The sequence below is a fragment of the Acinetobacter sp. 24-47-66 genome, from assembly GCF_056779755.1.
The window spans coordinates 41994-58323 of sequence record NZ_JBWYIL010000004.1 but is presented as its reverse complement, the minus strand read 5'-3'; the positions used below and the strand labels follow the sequence as shown (position 1 = coordinate 58323).

Here is a 16330-nt window from a genome sequence, read left to right as displayed (position 1 = left end):
CTTTTCTGCTACAGGAGTTTAATGGATTAGCTGGCTTGTAGACTTTTCATATCAATCACAAAACGATATTTCACATCACTTTGAAGCATTCGCTCAAATGCCTCATTAATATTTTGCATATCAATGACTTCTACATCCGACACGATATTGTGCTCACCACAAAAATCAAGTAGTTCTTGAGTTTCTTGAATCCCACCAATCACCGATCCAGCGATTGATTTTCTTCCCATAATCATGGGTACGGAATTGCTGCTAAATTCTCCGAGATAGCCTACCAATACTAGTGTCCCACTCAATGCAAGTGTCGGAATATAAGGCTTTAGATCATGATCATATGGCACAGTATCAATAATTAAATCGAACTGATTTTTCACTGATTTCATTTGTGTTGGATCTGTTGATAACACGACATGATCTGCACCTAAATCACGTGCATCCTGTTCTTTATTTGCTGATCGTGTAAATAAAGTCACTTCTGCACCAAGTGCATGAGCAAGTTTAATCGCCATATGACCTAAACCACCGAGTCCAACAACAGCCACTTTAGAGCCTTCACCGACATTCCAATGTTTTAATGGCGACCACGTCGTGATCCCAGCACATAAGATGGGTGCAATGGATTGTGTATCTAAATTTTCAGGTACTTTCAATACAAAATCTTGGCTCGCAATGATCGTTTGTGCGTAGCCACCATAAGTAGGTGTTTGATCATGACGATCTAAACTACCATACGTTTGTGTATTGCCAGCTTCACAATATTGCTCCAAACCTTGGTGACAAGCAGAACAAGTACGACATGAATCTACCATACACCCGATTCCGACCAGATCTCCAACCTTAAACTTCGTTACCGATGCTCCGATGCTTTTTACGCGACCAATTACTTCATGACCAGGTACAATTGGGTAACGACTAAAACCCCAATCATTACGCGCTTGATGTAAGTCAGAATGACATACACCGCAGTATTCAATATCAATAATGACATCATCGGGGCGAGCTTGACGTTGCTGAAACGTATATGGAACCAATGGACTTTTAGAATCAAGCGCTGCGTAAGCTAAAACATTATGGGTCATCGTGACTCCCTCAAGCTGTTAATTTCGTACTCTCTTATTCGTTATATCACATCAATATTTTTAATAAATTTAGCTGAGTCTCAATTTAATTTCTTTTTCACTTATTTTTGTAATTCGCGCTCTACAAAATGCAAGCGATCTTGCCCCCAGTACATATTTTCCCGCAAAAAAAATGTAGGTGCTCCGAATACCCCTCGTTGTACGGCATTGTTTGTTTCATCAATCAATTTTTGTTTTACCACCGGATCTTGGCTTAAATCCAAAAGTTGCTGACCGTCGATTGCATCACCTTGAAATAAATTTATCAGAACTTCTGGATCGGCTAAATTCAAGGGCTTTCTAAACATCGCATCAAAAAGCTTGGTCAAAATCACTTCAAAATATTCATCATGATAGATTTTCACTGCCGTTAATATACGCATTAAAGTCAATGTATTCATTGGAAAATATGGATTCATCTGCATCGGGATCTGATAATAATCTGACCAACGACTTAAGTCTTGCATTGAATAGATCCCTTTAACAGGCACCTCAATTGGACTCTTGTTACCAGTCGACTTAAAAATTCCACCCAATAAAATTGGTGTGTAATCAATCACTGCATTATATTTTTTGGTGATTTCTTGTAGCTTATAAAAAGCCAAATAACTAAATGGACTGCCAAGATCGAAATAAAATTCAACTTTTTGTTGTTGTGTAGTCATGTCTTATCCTTATTAAATATGATTACCACTGTTCAGACCATGGTCGCAAATCCAATTCATGTGTCCAAGCATCTCGTGGTTGATGAGCAATATGCCAATAGTTATCAGCTATATGTTGAGGATTCAAAATACCGTCATGCTGTTTTTTTTCATACAAATGAGGGAAAGTATCTTTAATAAAATCAGTATCAATCGCCCCATCAATAATGATGTGCGCAACATGAATATGATGAGGCCCTAACTCTTTTGCCATACTTTGGGCTAAGGCTCTTAACGCATGTTTAGCGCCAGCAAAAGCGCTGAAATATGATGAACCACGGATGCTTGCTGTTGCACCAGTGAAAATGATAGTGCCGCGCTGCCTTGCGACCATCCGTTTAGCGACTTCACGACCATTTAAAAAAGCACTAAAACAAGCCATTTCCCAGATTTTAAAATATTTACGTGCTGTTTCTTCTAGAATGCTACACGGCACATTTGCTCCAATATTAAAAACCAATACTTCAATCTGACCAATGTCACGTTCAATTGTGTCAATCAGTTGAATCACTTGATCTTCTTTTCTTGCATCTGAAGCAAATCCATAAGCTTTACCACCGTGTGCTTCAATCTCTCGGATGACAAGTGCAAGCTTGTCTGCATTGCGTCGAGTCATACAAGCAGTATATCCACCTCGTGCAAAGCGTTTTGCGATCTCACTGCCTGTGGCATCTCCTGCACCAATGATCAGTGCGACCTTGTTATATGTTGATTTTTCTTCTGAATGATTAATTTCTGACTGCTGATCGTTCATCATCTCTCCATTAAATAACGATCGTTATTATAACGATCACTATGTTATAGTTTTGAGGCACAGTCAATGGTTATTGAATATTCAATATGAGATATAAAGCAGGATACAAAGAAGAAAAACGTCGCGAAATTTTAAAAACCAGTGGTGAACTCGCAAAAAAACAAGGTTTTAACAATACTGGGGTTGATGGTTTTATGCACGCTGCAAATATGACCAGCGGTGCTTTCTATTCTCACTTTTCTTCAAAAAACGACTTATTTAAAGCCTTAATCGAATCTGAAATCGGAGCAAGTATTCAACAGTGGGAAATGAATCCTCATCAAGATCCAGAATCTTGGTTAGATTTTGAAATGAACCGATATCTTTCTCTATTACACGTTCAACACCCAGAAAAAGGCTGTGTTTTACCCTCACTTGCTGCTGAAGTTTCACGCGCTGATGCTGACATTAAACAATGTTTTGAAAAAGAACTTCAGCGTGGTTACAAACTATTTGCGCAGTATGCTCCAGAACCTGATTTCGCTTGGGCCATACTCTGTCAAATGGTGGGCTCCGTACTATTAGCGCGTGGAGTTCAAGATGAACGCTTAAAAAAAGATATTCTCAATTCTAGTCTAGCGATGCTCAAGAAATTATTAAAAAAAGAGATTGCGAAATAAATTATTAAAAAAAGAGATTGCGAAATAAATCGTTTTATATTGTTTTATGGACGAAACCCTAGTTCCAAAAGTTCTATACTATAATCTCCTCATCATTCTTTTAAGAACGTCACATCATGAGAAAGCTTCCTGAAACAGTATATGCAATACAGCATTTAGCCTTTGAAGATCTAGGTTCTTTTGAGGAGACACTATATCAACTGGGTTATCGGGTCAGATATTTTGATGCAGGTGTGGATGATCTTTCAGTAGCCTTAAAGTACGAAGGTCTGATCATTATTTTGGGTGGACCGATTGGTGTTTATGAGACAGAAGATTACCCTTTCCTACAAACAGAAATAGACTTACTTAAAGAAAGATTAAAACTTCAACGCCCTACGCTTGGCATCTGTCTAGGTGCTCAACTCATTTCAAAAGCCTTGGGCGGTGCAGTATATGCTGGCCACACTAAAGAAATTGGCTGGAGTACAGTAGATATTATAAATGAACAAGACAACGTTCTAAATTCTTTAAATGGTGTACCAGTTTTGCATTGGCATGGTGATACCTTTGATCTTCCCTCGCAATCGAAACTTCTGGCAAGCACTCAAATTTATATAAATCAGGCTTTTCAAGTTGGAGCTAATATTTTAGCACTCCAGTTCCATCCTGAAGTGACCTCAGATAGTTTAGAGAAATGGTTGATTGGTCATACTTGCGAATTGCGTAAAGCGGGTATCGATATTACTCAATTACGTGCAGATAACCATAGTTATGCTGAAAAGCTAGAATCTGTGGCAGGTTCAATCTTAAGCCGTTTTATTGAACAGATTAAATGATTTTGATTTGATTACCTTCCACCCAACTGTAGATCCGGATATTGGGTTGTGCTATGCCAATCAATCCACCATTAGTTATGAGCATCCACTCCGTTGCATCCCACTCATCCGAATTTGATAGAGTGAGAAACCGCTTTGAGCAGTTAATATTTTTTAGATATCAAGTGTCTAAAATTTTGTTCAAATTTTTCCAATGTACCCAATCGTTAAGAAGTTTGACTATGGTGAGTCCACATATCACACATATAACTCCATAAATTATTTCGGGAACTATCTGTGATGCACCTAAAGAATTAAACAATCTCCAATATTCATCTTTTTTAAAGTAAAACATTATGGGAGCAAAACTCATAGAAAATAAAACTAGTAAATTCATTACTAAAACTTTTATTTTTCCTTTTTTTGATACCTTTAGTCTAATGATTTCACCTCTAGAGTTTTTTAATACCTGATAACCTGCTCTATTCCATACAAAAGTCCAATAAAGTAACTCAAACTCCATTGCATTAAATTTATCTAAGAAATATTCCAGCTCTTTTATATCAACGTTTTTTGCTCCAGTAAGTGCAGAAATTGCTGAATTTAGCAGAAGCGTTTTAACTTCCTCGCTTTCATTAAGATTTTTAATCCTTTCTCGTTCTTCAAAAAAAGATTTAAGACGTAAGTGGCGCTCAAGATATTTTTTTCGATTGTATGATGGTGTAATAAGCTCAATGGCTTTTTCAAATATTTGCAAATACATATTTAAAATAAACTAAATAATTATAATCAGTCCAAATCATAAATCTAAATTTATTTTAAATAAATGCAATTTTTTTAAACCATACAATATCCATGACTTTTTTAAATATTTCTACTCCTATCTCTGCAAGCGTATATCACGTTTAATGAATTGATCTACAAACTTCTTAGTATGGTTATTATCTCCCTGTGTAAAATCGTATGTGACATTGATTCTAAAGCTTGAGCCACGCTCAATGACTTAAGCTATTTAGATAAAATTCTTGTTGTAGATTTGGTTCATCTTACTTTCGATAATTACGGGTAGAGCATTAAAAAGAGAAGCTTTTGGCCTCATAAGAAAATAATAAACCGCCCATTTAGGCGGCTTATTTATCACTTAACAAATTGATTTTATTATTTTTTATTATCTACTGAAGCTTCAGTTGTAATATTCACCGTGATTTTATCGCCTACATTAGGCACATATGCGCCTACACCGAATGCAGAACGGTCAAATGAAGTCGTTGCATTGAAACCAATAGACTGCGCTTTCGTCATAGGATGTTCAGCTTGTTTATTCAAAACAGCATCTAGTACGACAGGCTTAGTAACATTTTTAATCGTTAGATCACCTGTGATCTTATACTTGTTCTTACCATTTGGTTGAACTTTAGTACTTTTAAAAGTGATATTCGGATATTTTTCAGCATCAAAGAAATCTGGTTTCAATAAATGTTCATCTAATGCTTTGACATTTGTATTGATACTTGAAAGTGGAATTGTGACATTCACCGCTGAATTAGCAGGCTTTTCATTGTCTACTTTTATCGTTCCTTGGATATCGCTAAAATTACCTGATGGTGTAGAAAAGCCAAAATGATCCCAAGTAAATACTGTCGCTGTATGAGTTGGATCAATTTTATACTCAATTGGTTTAGCAAATGAAACTGTTGCTACAGAAAGCACTACGGCACTTAATGCTATTGTTTTAAAGTTCATCAATTTTTCCTCAAATTTTTTAAAACATTTATGAAATGGATAGTGAATAATGTATAGCATTCTGAAATTCTTGCATCAGTACAGATAGAACAGTTTGTTGCAAGATTAGAACGCACCTTAAGAAGGTGTCACTTTTATCAAATCAATTTGATCAGATTATGACTATCACTTGTGTATAGATCATGTTTTTCATCTTTAAGCTTTCTCCTAATAAGCAGTTAACATCAACACATATCTTAAATATGAGATTAAATTAAACATTTATACAATATACTAATATTTTGTCTCATTTATAATACTAAAATTACCACTTTGAACTGGAGAATAATGATGAGTGAACAACAACAAGCGATTGATAAAGCGCTTAAAACTAAAGCACCTAAAGATGTCGTATTGGCTTTTTTATATAATACTGATAAATCAAGAGTAGCGATTGCTTCAGAAAAGTTAGTGGCTGAAGATGCCATTTATACTTCGCTAAATTTCAACAATCCTGAACTTAAACAAATTGAACCTTGGGCTGGTACTTCTACAGGTCGTGATGTCTATATATATACTTTTTCTAATGTCGGAACTTATTGGACGATCGATGATTTTCAAATCACAGATATTTTAGCTGAAGATGAAACAGTGGCTGTATTCGGTCAATTTACTTATACATCTGTTTACGCTAAGCGCACTTTTACTTCACCTTTTTCAATTAAAGCAGTAGTTAAAGATGGCTTAATCACGTATTTCCAGTTTATGGAAGATACTTATGCTTCAGCAGCATCTTTCAGAGTAAGTGGTGAATGGACAATTCAACAAAATGCTGATCCAAAATTAAATTTTACCGTGTCAGAAACTACGGCTAATTAACTGTAAAATAATAAAAATAGGATAATAAAAAAGCCTCATAAGAGGCTTTTTTATGACTGTTAAAGCTTTTCAATCAGAATACGATCAATCTGTTTTAATCCTGAAGTTTTTTCACGATTTTTTCGACGTACTTTAATGATTTTCTCTTCAGCCATATCTTGTAGCAATAATTCTACTGCTACCATCGCTTCAAGTGGTAAGTCTTCACCAATCCACTTTTGCTCACCCGCATCCATTAAAGTAATTTCATCACTAATTTGCTCATACAAACTCATTGCGCTACTCACTTCCAATCTGAAATCTAGGGAATGAATGTATCTATATAGATACATAAAAATAAAAAGACGCCCCACAGTTGGGACGCCTTTTAAAACACTTAATTCTAAGAATTAAGGAGTAATTTCTTTCACTGCTGCGACAACTGCTTCAGTCGTAATACCAAAGTATTGGAACAAATCTTTCGCTGGTGCAGATTCGCCATACGTAGTCATACCAATCACACGACCATCAAGACCTACAAATTTCCACCAGTAGTCAACATGCGCCGCTTCAACCGCTACACGCGCACGGATATTAGATGGAAGAACTGCCTCACGGTAAGCAGCATCTTGCTTAACAAATTCTTCAGCACATGGCATAGACACAACACGCACACCTTCAAGCTGTGCATAAGCTTCCATTGCCAATGCAACTTCCGAACCTGTTGCAATGATAATCGCTTTCAATTCGCCTTTTTCTTCAGCCAATACATAACCACCTTTCGCAACATCAGCAATTTGTGCTTCTGTGCGTGTTTGGAATGCTAAGTTTTGACGAGAGAAGATCAACGCAGTTGGACCTTCAGAACGTGTTAACGCAGATTTCCAAGAAATTGCTGCTTCAACTGTGTCACATGGGCGCCATGTGTTGAGGTTTGGTGTACCACGTAAAGATGCGATTTGTTCAATTGGTTGATGTGTTGGACCATCTTCACCCAAACCAATAGAATCGTGTGTGTAAACATGAATCACACGTTGTTTCATCAATGCAGACATACGTACTGCGTTACGTGCATATTCCATAAACATGAGGAATGTTGCTACGTAAGGAATGAAACCACCGTGAAGTGCAACACCGTTTGCGATTGCAGTCATACCGAACTCTCGTACACCATAGTGTACGTAGTTACCTGCAGCATTGTCTTGAACGCCTTGTGCGCCATTCCAAAGTGTTAAGTTAGAACCTGCTAAGTCAGCAGAACCACCTAAGATTTCAGACAGCATTGGGGCAAATGCTTGGATTGCATTTTGGCTTGCTTTACGTGTTGCGATGGTTTCAGCTTTTGCGTTTACTTCAGCAATATACGCATCCGCTTTTGCAACGAAGTCAGCAGGTAATTCACCGCTTAAACGACGTTTAAGATCAGCCGCTTCAGTAGGATATTTTGCTTCATATTGTGCAAATACTTCGTTCCAAGCTGCTTCTGCTTGTTGACCTTTTTCTTTCGCGTCCCATGCAGCATAAACGTCAACAGGAATTTCGAATGGACCTTCAGTCCAACCCAACGCTTCACGTGTTAATGCGATTTCGTCGTTACCCAGTGGTGCACCATGGCAATCTTCTTTACCTTGTTTGTTTGGTGAACCTAAACCAATAATCGTTTTACAGATAATGATTGTTGGTTTCTTCGTTTCAGCTTTAGCTTCTAAAGTTGCCGCACGTAATGCATCTGCATCGTGACCATCAACTTTCAATACTTGCCAGCCATAAGCTAAGAAGCGTTGTTCTGTATCGTCAGAGAACCAACCTTCTACTTCACCATCAATTGAAATACCATTGTCGTCATAGTAAGCAATTAATTTACCTAGACCCAAAGTACCTGCCAATGAACATGCTTCATGAGACACACCTTCCATTAAACAGCCGTCACCTAAGAAACAGTAAGTGAAATGATCAACAACTTTAATGTCTTCTTTGTTGAATTGCGCTGCTAAGGTTTTTTCAGCCAAAGCAAAACCAACAGCATTCGCGATACCCTGACCCAATGGACCAGTGGTTGTTTCGATACCAGGTGCATAACCTAATTCTGGGTGCCCCGGTGTTTTAGAATGCAATTGACGGAATGCTTTTAAATCTTCAATTGAAAGATCATAGCCAGTCAAATGTAATAGTGCATATTGAAGCATTGAGCCATGACCATTTGACAATACAAAACGGTCACGGTTAGCCCACTGAGGGTTTGTCGGATTGTGATTTAAGAATTCACGCCATACAACATCAGCAATATCAGCCATCCCCATTGGTGCACCTGGATGTCCAGAGTTTGCTTTTTGCACAGCATCCATTGCAAGTACACGAATTGCGTTAGCAATGCGACGTTCATTCAGCGGGGTTGTCATAGATCAGTGTCCGATAAATTAAAGATGGGAAATGAATAAAATTCAAAAACTGGGTGTATTGTCTTAAAAAAATCAAACAGCGTAAAGCCCAGAAACGTATATTTCAGCCCTAAAGCGAAAAAATTCATACAATGCGAGTCGGTTTTATCAATATTCAATTCAATCCAATATTTTTTAGTCGCTTGGCCTTTTTTTAAAGTACTGATGTTGAATCATGTATTCACATTCTTTCGTACCCACTTAAGCTGTTTTTTATTTCAGCTCAGTCTTAAAAGAATAAGTCTTATACAAAAGTTTTCACTTATCAATTTAACAGATGATGATATCAATTAAAAAAACACAAAAATGACATAAATTCATGCTTTTTAGTCAGGTTAAGCTAGTCCTTAACGCTAAGTCGATGTACCATATTGCGTCTTTAGAAATAACTGTGATAGGACTTATGCGCGAGTACGCTGTATTTACTTCAGAATCTGTAAGCGAAGGCCATCCAGATAAAATGGCTGACCAAATCAGTGATGCTATTTTGGATGCAATCTTAAAAGAAGACCCATATGCACGGGTTGCTTGTGAAACGCTTGTAAAAACAGGTGCTGTTGTTCTTGCAGGTGAAATCACAACAACTGCAAATGTAGACTTTGAAGCAATTGTACGCCAAACCGTAAATGGCATTGGATACCATCATTCTGATTTAGGTTTCGATGGTTCGACTTGTGCTGTCATCAACATGATTGGCAAACAATCTCCTGAAATTGCTCAAGGTGTAGATCGTCAAAAACCTGAAGATCAAGGTGCTGGCGATCAGGGTTTAATGTTTGGCTACGCGAGTCGCGAAACAGATGTTTTAATGCCTGCTCCTATTTCGTATGCGCACCGTCTTATGGAAAAACAAGCAGAACTTCGTCGTAACGGAAGTCTGCCATGGTTACGTCCAGATGCGAAAAGCCAAGTGACTTTTGCATATGAAAATGGTGTACCTGTTCGTTTAGATGCGGTCGTATTATCGACTCAACACGATCCTGAGATTTCACAGACTGATTTAAAAGAAGCTGTCATTGAAGAAATCGTGAAAAAAGTAATTCCAGCAGATATGTTCCATGCGGATACCAAATTCCACATCAATCCTACTGGTATGTTTGTGATTGGTGGTCCAGTCGGTGACTGTGGTTTAACAGGTCGTAAAATCATTGTAGATACATATGGTGGTATGGCTCGTCACGGTGGTGGTGCTTTCTCTGGTAAAGATCCATCTAAAGTAGACCGCTCTGCTGCTTATGCTGGTCGATATGTTGCAAAAAATATTGTTGCCGCTGGTTTAGCCGATAAATGTGAAATTCAAGTGTCTTATGCGATTGGTGTTGCTGAACCAACATCTATCTCAATCAATACATTCAATACTGCTAAGGTTTCTGAAGAATTGATTATTGCATTGGTACGTGAGCATTTCGATTTACGTCCATATGGTATTACACGTATGTTGAATCTCATTCAACCGATGTATAAGCAAACTGCTGCATATGGTCACTTTGGTCGTGAAGGTTCTGATACTGCATTCACTTGGGAAAAGACAGACAAAGTTGAAGCGCTTAAAGCATCAGCTGGTTTGTAATTTCCAAATAAAAAAGCCCACATTGATGTGGGCTTTTTTATAGATTCAATTTGCTTTATCACTTTGATGAAGCGTGTCCAAAAACGACTGCTTCACAGGAACATTTTGGTTATCTTGTAAATATAAATGGGCCACTTTAAACACAATGGCTGCGGCTAAACACGCAATAATACAAAATATCCAAAAACCATAAGGTGTTCTGATATTTTGTGACCCACATTCAGAACACACTTTGTCTGTCGAAGCAACCACCTTGTCGCAACACGCACAATGATACTGATACAGCATACTCATCCTCCCGATTTGACTGTCTTTTTTATTTTTATCTACATCACCTTAGAGGCTAATATTTATACTATATAAGCCTTCACCAATAATCAACCTCATGATATAGCTATAAAACAGCAATCATCTATGACTTCATTCAATATCTTGTATTATCAGATATCTATGTGAATTTTTTTTGACAACCTGCTCTATCATTCTTTTTCTTCTAGAGATTATACATATTTTATTCACGCACTCGCCCATCATATCCGCATGGAAATCATAAATTGAAGTAAAATAAACGTAGTGAAAAAATGATGATATGACTATGGTTCAATTAATTAAGAAAGGCGGCTTGAGAGAAAGAGCAAACAGAAGTCGCTCTTATCAAGGTTCTGAAAATACTGAAGCAACTTTGCGACCAAGACGTTATCAGCAAGACACGCTCATTCTGACTCAAACAGAAGAGTTAGATCAAGATTCAGTTAAGCATAATAAGCGCATCGATCCACAACCAGACTGCAAAGATCAAAAATAGACCACCCGATGCCATATCTATGTAATGCCCTGAACGCTGGTAGAGCTGTTTAATTTTGGGGCGCGCTAAAACGACCATCAAAAACGTAAAGGTTAAAAACGTTTGAATCGGAATAATGAATGCAAGTTGTATTTTCAACATCTCTGGTGCTGAAGCAGTTAAGGCAAGTGAAAATACACTACTAAAATAAATCAGTGTTTTAGGATTGGATAGGTTTGTAAACAACCCCATCAGAAAGTATTTTTCAGCTTTTAAAGGTGACTGATTTTCATCAATTGCATCAAGTTTGAAAGACTTATAGGTTTGCCAACCACCCTTTAGCATCGCCCAGCCCATTTTTGCCAAAAATAAACCACCGACTAACATTAAGACTTGTTGAATCCATGGGAATTGGGCAATCAAAAGTGCAAAACCTGATAAGGTTAAAATCACCCAAAATAAAATTCCAATAGAAATACCTAAAATAACTTTCAACGTGTTTGCGATTGTGGTTGACGCTGCGCATTTGGCAATCAACAAAATATCAGGTCCAGGACTCAATTGAGCAACAAGATGCAGGACACAGATGGTAAGTAATAGAGACATAAATCAAAAATGCATTAAAATTGTTTGAATTATACTGTTTTTTAGGAAAATCGAGATACAAAAATAAAAAAACCAGACATTACATCTGGTTTTGAACATGCGCAATTTACTTTTGATTAACGTCTTTCATTTCAATTTTCTTTGTTTCAGGTGTAATTTCTCTTGCTTCACCATCAATGATAGTAGAGTCATTTGAACCACGACCGTGCTGCTGGCTTTGCATTTCTTGCATTTGGCGCATTAAATCTGCAAATGGATTCTGACCATTTGCTTGACCACCCATGCCGCCCATATCTCCCATCATACCACCCATCATTTTTTCCATCATGGCTTGCTGACGCTTCATCATGGTTTTCATCATCACCGCTTTAAATGCTGTTTGAACAGGTGGAATTAGAATAAGTAAGGCGAATAGATCGGAAATTAACCCCGGAATCAAAAGGAAAATACCCGCAATAATTTTAGGTAAGTTATTGGTCAAATTCGGATCAGCACTCATATGACCTTGTTGCATTTGCTGCATCTGTGGCATTAAACCTGATGCATGAGAACGAACCATATTTAAACCAATAAAGAATGCAGCAATAAACCAGAAGAATACATACCACATACTTCCGACTAGATCACCCACACCGACCCATACGAAGATTTCAAGGACTATACCGATTAAAACAATAAGAGCTAATTTCATGAAATGTAATCTAATCTCAAAAATTTAAATATAGGGTCGTAATCATCTGCTCAATCTGTATCAAGCTTTTTTCATACGCTTATGTAACAATATGGGCATTATTTTATTTTTAAAGTCATGGAATGTCATTAATTATCGGAATTGATCCTGGTTCACGTCTAACAGGTTACGGTATTATTCAAAAAGAGGGGCAAAAACTCACTTTTGTTGATGCTGGAACAATTCGCACTGAAACACCTGACATGCCTGAGCGTCTAAAACGAATTTTTTCAGGCATTGAAAGAATCGTTAAATTTCATGGTCCTACCGAAGCTGCTGTGGAACAGGTATTTATGGCGGTCAATCCTGACTCTGCCTTAAAACTTGGTCAAGCACGCGGTGCAGCTATAGCGGCATTGGTCAATTTAGATCTACAAGTGGCTGAATATACTGCGCGTCAAATTAAACAATCTGTTGTTGGCTATGGCGCTGCTGATAAAGAACAGGTTCAAATGATGGTTATGCGCATACTTAATTTAAGTATTAAACCACAAGCCGATGCTGCAGATGCACTTGCCGCAGCAATTTGCCATGCACATGCCTCTGGCAGTATGAGTAAATTGGCTGTCTTAAATGCTTTAGGTGGAATGGCACGTGGACGAAGCCGCAGCAGTAGTCGTCGACGTTAAAAGTCTCTCGACACTCAATGCACTTATTGGCGAATTTGAAAGTTATCGAAATCACACTCTTTGATGTCAATTAAGTCTTCATAGAAGATTTGCTTAACTTTACTATTATGAGGCCCTGCCATGGCCAGTTTGATCATGTCATTTACATCTTTATATGTGCCAACAATGATAGCTTCCACATCCCCATTATCCATATTTTTAACGTAACCAGTTAAATGCAACTTTAAGGCTTGTTCCATAAACCAGCGACGAAATCCGACCCCTTGAACAAGACCTTGTATCGTTAATTTTAAATATCGCATATCTATCCCTGAATTTTATTTTAGATTTACTATTTGATAAATCGCTTGAGCCATATTCTGAGCTAACAAACCACGTTCACCCTGTTGAGCCAATACATCACCTGCCATGGCATGTAAGTTAACAATTTCATGAAGTTGAATGGAATTAGACAATTGTCCTTTAAGACTAGCAATCATTCCTGCAAGGATATCCCCCATTCCACCTGTACCCATTCCTGGATTACCTTGGGTGCAAATCCAAATGGTTTGCTGCGCGTCAATCGTTAAACTTCCTGCACCTTTTAATACCCATTCACCAGCATACAGTGTTTGTAATCGTTTAATTGCTTTGATGCGGTCATGCTCAACTTCCGCCACGCTAGAGTGTAAAAGTTTTGCAGCCTCACCAGGATGTGGCGTTGCGTAAGTTCTCTCATTGAGTCGAATGGGCTTTTCAGATAAGAACCACAATGCATCAGCATCGAGTACAGTCGGTTTGTTCGTAGAGGACAGAATACTCATCCATTGATCATATTGCTCAGCTGCCCAATCATCACGTCCCAACCCCATTCCAAAACAAATCGAATCGACTTGCTGTAGCAAATTTTTTCGTTGTGATGGATCGAAACGATTAATATCCTGCACCATTACATTGGGAGATCGTGACAAAATTGCTGAATGATGTTTAGCATCACACACGATCGTGACTTTACCCGCCCCAGCGGCAAATGCAGCTTCAGCCGCCATAATCACCGCACCTCCCATTTGTGCATGACCGCCAATCACGAGCACATGCCCATACGTTCCTTTATGTCCTGTAGAGTGTCGTCGCGGCAAAATTGTTTTGACTGGGCTTAATCGGGCCACAGGTTTTAAATCTGAGTCACATGGTAAAATGGGAATGAGTTTTAGATGTCCTATAAAATCCTGTGCACGCCCTACAAATTGCCCTACCTTATATGCGAGTGCGGTAAGCGTATGCTGAGCATGAATAGCCATTGGTAATGGTTGACCTGTATTTGCATCTAAACCGCTCGGCATATCAATCGCAATTTTGACGCCGTCTTGCTCATTAATATGATGGATAATTCTCTGCCAGTCTTCACTTAAAGTACGATTAATTCCAATTCCAAACAATGCATCAATATAGACATCATAACCCTGACACAGGTTCAGATCGGTGAACTGCTTAAGTGGTATGGATTGACTCATTTTATAAGCACTCTGCAAGGAGTCAGCCGAGTGATGATCGACTTGTGAAAAAGAAAAAATATCGATTTCTAGATTTTGGTTGAATGAACAATGTCGTGATAAAGAGTGCTGTGCTAAATAGTACGTAACAAGATAACCATCCCCTGCATTATTTCCTTTGCCGCAGCAGACTGCGATACGGATTTTCTTTTTTTCAATACCTTGAAGAATTGTGATGATTTCTTGTGCCATCATCCAAGCAACTTGCTGCATAAGACCAAAAGCACTATTTTGATCGTCAAACCAGCGCTGTTCCCAAGCTTGTATCTCACTGCTGTGATAAACTTGTTGATGCATTATCGTTCCTTTTTTTATTTATGACTCAATCTCTCTCATCTATACCAGCTCGTATTCCAACACAGCAATTTGATCCTCATGCGCTTAAAGCTTGGATTAAATCTCAAGCATTGGAACTGGGCTTCGCTGATTGTGTCATTGCCCGACCTGATGCTCAAGATGAATTACCTCGATTAAAAGCATATTTAGATCAAGGATTTCATGGTGACATGAAGTTCCTCGAAGAAAATTTGGAAAAACGTGCTAATCCAACACTGTTGGTTCCCCATACAAAAAGTATTATCTGCGTCAGAATGAATTATTTGGTTGAACGACCTCAACCTCGAACAGTACCTGATTTCCCTAATTCTGCCGTTATTGCGCGATATGCACGCGGACGGGATTACCATAAAACCATGCGCGGTAAATTAAAAACACTTTCAAACCTTATTCGTGAAAAAGTCGGTCCGTTTGAATCAAGACCTTTCGCCGATTCAGCCCCTATTTTTGAAAAATCACTCGCTGAATCTGCTGGTATGGGTTGGACAGGTAAACATACCCTGCTCATCCACAAAAAATCGGGTTCCTTTTTTGTACTCGGTGAACTGTTTAGTTCTCTTGAATTACCCTTTGACGAGCCTGCCAGTGCACATTGCGGCTCATGTACAGCATGTATTGATATTTGTCCAACGCAGGCGATTGTAGCGCCATATCAATTAGATGCCCGAAAATGTATTGCTTATCTGACCATTGAATACCAAGGCGTGATTCCTGAAGAACTACGCCGTGGCATAGGTAATCGCGTATTTGGATGTGATGATTGCCAGCTGATTTGTCCTTGGAATAGTTTCGCACAAACCACAACGGTTGCTGATTTCCATCCCCGTCATGGGCTGGATCGTCTTTCTTTAATAGAATTATGGCAATGGGACGAAGCAACATTCTTAGCAAACACAGAAGGCAGTCCACTGCGTAGAACAGGCTATGAAAGCTTTATGCGGAATATTGCGATTGGAATCGGGAATGCACCGTATCATCCAAACAATATTGAGCAATTGATACTAAAAAGAAATCAGTCTAGTAAGATTGTGCAAATCCATATTGACTGGGCAGTACAAGAACAACAATCAAAAAGAAATAATTAACTGTACTT

Annotated in this window: 19 protein-coding genes; 7 read left to right on the top strand and 12 right to left on the bottom strand. The window is 38.2% G+C overall.

The window, feature by feature from the left end; genetic code table 11:
- Positions 1-26: 26 nt before the first annotated feature.
- The 3 genes from AC1M84_RS05420 to AC1M84_RS05410 form a co-directional block, all read right to left on the bottom strand.
- The gene (locus AC1M84_RS05420; protein WP_481592711.1) at positions 27-1079 is read right to left on the bottom strand and encodes an NAD(P)-dependent alcohol dehydrogenase; all 1053 of its coding nucleotides are present in this window, start codon (positions 1077-1079) and stop codon (positions 27-29) included.
- A gap of 101 nt (positions 1080-1180) precedes the next feature.
- Positions 1181-1783, bottom strand: coding sequence for a 2-hydroxychromene-2-carboxylate isomerase (locus AC1M84_RS05415; RefSeq protein WP_035263778.1), 603 nt, complete (start codon positions 1781-1783; stop codon positions 1181-1183).
- A gap of 22 nt (positions 1784-1805) precedes the next feature.
- Complete coding sequence (locus tag AC1M84_RS05410) at positions 1806-2576, bottom strand: SDR family oxidoreductase (RefSeq protein WP_035263780.1); 771 nt, start codon at positions 2574-2576, stop codon at positions 1806-1808.
- An 86-nt stretch (positions 2577-2662) separates the two neighbouring features.
- On the opposite strand from AC1M84_RS05410, the gene AC1M84_RS05405 reads away from it, so the two are divergent.
- Positions 2663-3235, top strand: a complete 573-nt coding sequence (locus AC1M84_RS05405) for a TetR/AcrR family transcriptional regulator (RefSeq protein WP_481592712.1) — start codon at positions 2663-2665, stop codon at positions 3233-3235.
- Positions 3236-3351: 116 nt separating this feature from the next.
- Positions 3352-4053, top strand: coding sequence for a glutamine amidotransferase (locus AC1M84_RS05400; RefSeq protein ID WP_481594583.1), 702 nt, complete (start codon positions 3352-3354; stop codon positions 4051-4053).
- Between the two features lie 160 nt (positions 4054-4213).
- Here the strand turns inward: AC1M84_RS05400 and AC1M84_RS05395 are convergent, their stop codons facing one another.
- Positions 4214-4795: a hypothetical protein gene (locus tag AC1M84_RS05395; protein WP_179998143.1), complete on the bottom strand. Its 582-nt coding sequence runs from the start codon at positions 4793-4795 to the stop codon at positions 4214-4216.
- Between the two features lie 395 nt (positions 4796-5190).
- Positions 5191-5775, bottom strand: a complete 585-nt coding sequence (locus AC1M84_RS05390; RefSeq protein WP_481594582.1) for a YceI family protein — start codon at positions 5773-5775, stop codon at positions 5191-5193.
- A 330-nt stretch (positions 5776-6105) separates the two neighbouring features.
- Here AC1M84_RS05390 and AC1M84_RS05385 point away from each other — a divergent pair, with 330 nt between their 5' ends.
- The gene (locus AC1M84_RS05385) at positions 6106-6633 is read left to right on the top strand and encodes a nuclear transport factor 2 family protein (RefSeq protein WP_481594581.1); all 528 of its coding nucleotides are present in this window, start codon (positions 6106-6108) and stop codon (positions 6631-6633) included.
- Positions 6634-6692: 59 nt separating this feature from the next.
- On the opposite strand, the gene AC1M84_RS05380 is transcribed toward AC1M84_RS05385, so the two are convergent.
- Both AC1M84_RS05380 and tkt read right to left on the bottom strand, forming a co-directional pair.
- Complete coding sequence (locus AC1M84_RS05380; protein WP_035263790.1) at positions 6693-6908, bottom strand: hypothetical protein; 216 nt, start codon at positions 6906-6908, stop codon at positions 6693-6695.
- Between the two features lie 114 nt (positions 6909-7022).
- Complete coding sequence (gene tkt / locus AC1M84_RS05375) at positions 7023-9011, bottom strand: transketolase (protein ID WP_481594580.1); 1989 nt, start codon at positions 9009-9011, stop codon at positions 7023-7025.
- Between the two features lie 442 nt (positions 9012-9453).
- On the opposite strand from tkt, the gene metK reads away from it, so the two are divergent.
- Positions 9454-10620: a methionine adenosyltransferase gene (metK, locus tag AC1M84_RS05370; protein ID WP_035263794.1), complete on the top strand. Its 1167-nt coding sequence runs from the start codon at positions 9454-9456 to the stop codon at positions 10618-10620.
- 45 nt (positions 10621-10665) lie between these two features.
- On the opposite strand, the gene AC1M84_RS05365 is transcribed toward metK, so the two are convergent.
- Positions 10666-10908: a hypothetical protein gene (locus AC1M84_RS05365; protein WP_035263796.1), complete on the bottom strand. Its 243-nt coding sequence runs from the start codon at positions 10906-10908 to the stop codon at positions 10666-10668.
- Between the two features lie 307 nt (positions 10909-11215).
- Between AC1M84_RS05365 and AC1M84_RS05360 the strand changes: the two genes are divergently transcribed.
- The gene (locus tag AC1M84_RS05360) at positions 11216-11425 is read left to right on the top strand and encodes a hypothetical protein (RefSeq protein ID WP_481592717.1); all 210 of its coding nucleotides are present in this window, start codon (positions 11216-11218) and stop codon (positions 11423-11425) included.
- Here the strand turns inward: AC1M84_RS05360 and AC1M84_RS05355 are convergent.
- Positions 11369-12010: a LysE family transporter gene (locus tag AC1M84_RS05355; protein ID WP_481592718.1), complete on the bottom strand. Its 642-nt coding sequence runs from the start codon at positions 12008-12010 to the stop codon at positions 11369-11371. The two genes, AC1M84_RS05360 and AC1M84_RS05355, sit on opposite strands and share 57 nt — an antisense overlap.
- 106 nt (positions 12011-12116) lie before the next feature.
- The gene (locus AC1M84_RS05350; protein ID WP_481594579.1) at positions 12117-12701 is read right to left on the bottom strand and encodes an FxsA family protein; all 585 of its coding nucleotides are present in this window, start codon (positions 12699-12701) and stop codon (positions 12117-12119) included.
- 122 nt (positions 12702-12823) lie between these two features.
- On the opposite strand from AC1M84_RS05350, the gene ruvC reads away from it, so the two are divergent.
- Positions 12824-13369, top strand: a complete 546-nt coding sequence (ruvC, locus tag AC1M84_RS05345) for a crossover junction endodeoxyribonuclease RuvC (RefSeq protein WP_035263804.1) — start codon at positions 12824-12826, stop codon at positions 13367-13369.
- A 23-nt stretch (positions 13370-13392) separates the two neighbouring features.
- On the opposite strand, the gene AC1M84_RS05340 is transcribed toward ruvC, so the two are convergent.
- Entirely contained in the window at positions 13393-13671 is a 279-nt protein-coding gene (locus tag AC1M84_RS05340) for an acylphosphatase (protein WP_481594578.1), read from the bottom strand.
- 15 nt (positions 13672-13686) lie between these two features.
- The gene (locus tag AC1M84_RS05335) at positions 13687-15198 is read right to left on the bottom strand and encodes an NAD(P)H-hydrate dehydratase (protein WP_180027756.1); all 1512 of its coding nucleotides are present in this window, start codon (positions 15196-15198) and stop codon (positions 13687-13689) included.
- A gap of 20 nt (positions 15199-15218) precedes the next feature.
- Here AC1M84_RS05335 and queG point away from each other — a divergent pair, with 20 nt between their 5' ends.
- On the top strand, positions 15219-16322 hold the full coding sequence (gene queG, locus AC1M84_RS05330) for a tRNA epoxyqueuosine(34) reductase QueG (protein ID WP_481594577.1): 1104 nt from the start codon (positions 15219-15221) through the stop codon (positions 16320-16322).
- Positions 16323-16330 lie beyond the last annotated feature (8 nt).

Coding starts and splice junctions, on each gene's coding strand:
- AC1M84_RS05360 (WP_481592717.1), top strand. CDS start 11,216: ATGGTTCAATTAATTAAGAAAGGCGGCTTGAGAGAAAGAGCAAACAGA.
- AC1M84_RS05340 (WP_481594578.1), bottom strand. CDS start 13,671: ATGCGATATTTAAAATTAACGATACAAGGTCTTGTTCAAGGGGTCGGA.
- AC1M84_RS05365 (WP_035263796.1), bottom strand. CDS start 10,908: ATGCTGTATCAGTATCATTGTGCGTGTTGCGACAAGGTGGTTGCTTCG.
- AC1M84_RS05390 (WP_481594582.1), bottom strand. CDS start 5,775: ATGAACTTTAAAACAATAGCATTAAGTGCCGTAGTGCTTTCTGTAGCA.
- AC1M84_RS05380 (WP_035263790.1), bottom strand. CDS start 6,908: ATGAGTTTGTATGAGCAAATTAGTGATGAAATTACTTTAATGGATGCG.
- AC1M84_RS05385 (WP_481594581.1), top strand. CDS start 6,106: ATGAGTGAACAACAACAAGCGATTGATAAAGCGCTTAAAACTAAAGCA.
- AC1M84_RS05350 (WP_481594579.1), bottom strand. CDS start 12,701: ATGAAATTAGCTCTTATTGTTTTAATCGGTATAGTCCTTGAAATCTTC.
- AC1M84_RS05355 (WP_481592718.1), bottom strand. CDS start 12,010: ATGTCTCTATTACTTACCATCTGTGTCCTGCATCTTGTTGCTCAATTG.
- AC1M84_RS05395 (WP_179998143.1), bottom strand. CDS start 4,795: ATGTATTTGCAAATATTTGAAAAAGCCATTGAGCTTATTACACCATCA.
- AC1M84_RS05410 (WP_035263780.1), bottom strand. CDS start 2,576: ATGAACGATCAGCAGTCAGAAATTAATCATTCAGAAGAAAAATCAACA.
- AC1M84_RS05400 (WP_481594583.1), top strand. CDS start 3,352: ATGAGAAAGCTTCCTGAAACAGTATATGCAATACAGCATTTAGCCTTT.
- AC1M84_RS05335 (WP_180027756.1), bottom strand. CDS start 15,198: ATGCATCAACAAGTTTATCACAGCAGTGAGATACAAGCTTGGGAACAG.
- AC1M84_RS05415 (WP_035263778.1), bottom strand. CDS start 1,783: ATGACTACACAACAACAAAAAGTTGAATTTTATTTCGATCTTGGCAGT.
- queG (WP_481594577.1), top strand. CDS start 15,219: ATGACTCAATCTCTCTCATCTATACCAGCTCGTATTCCAACACAGCAA.
- AC1M84_RS05405 (WP_481592712.1), top strand. CDS start 2,663: ATGAGATATAAAGCAGGATACAAAGAAGAAAAACGTCGCGAAATTTTA.
- metK (WP_035263794.1), top strand. CDS start 9,454: ATGCGCGAGTACGCTGTATTTACTTCAGAATCTGTAAGCGAAGGCCAT.
- tkt (WP_481594580.1), bottom strand. CDS start 9,011: ATGACAACCCCGCTGAATGAACGTCGCATTGCTAACGCAATTCGTGTA.
- ruvC (WP_035263804.1), top strand. CDS start 12,824: ATGTCATTAATTATCGGAATTGATCCTGGTTCACGTCTAACAGGTTAC.
- AC1M84_RS05420 (WP_481592711.1), bottom strand. CDS start 1,079: ATGACCCATAATGTTTTAGCTTACGCAGCGCTTGATTCTAAAAGTCCA.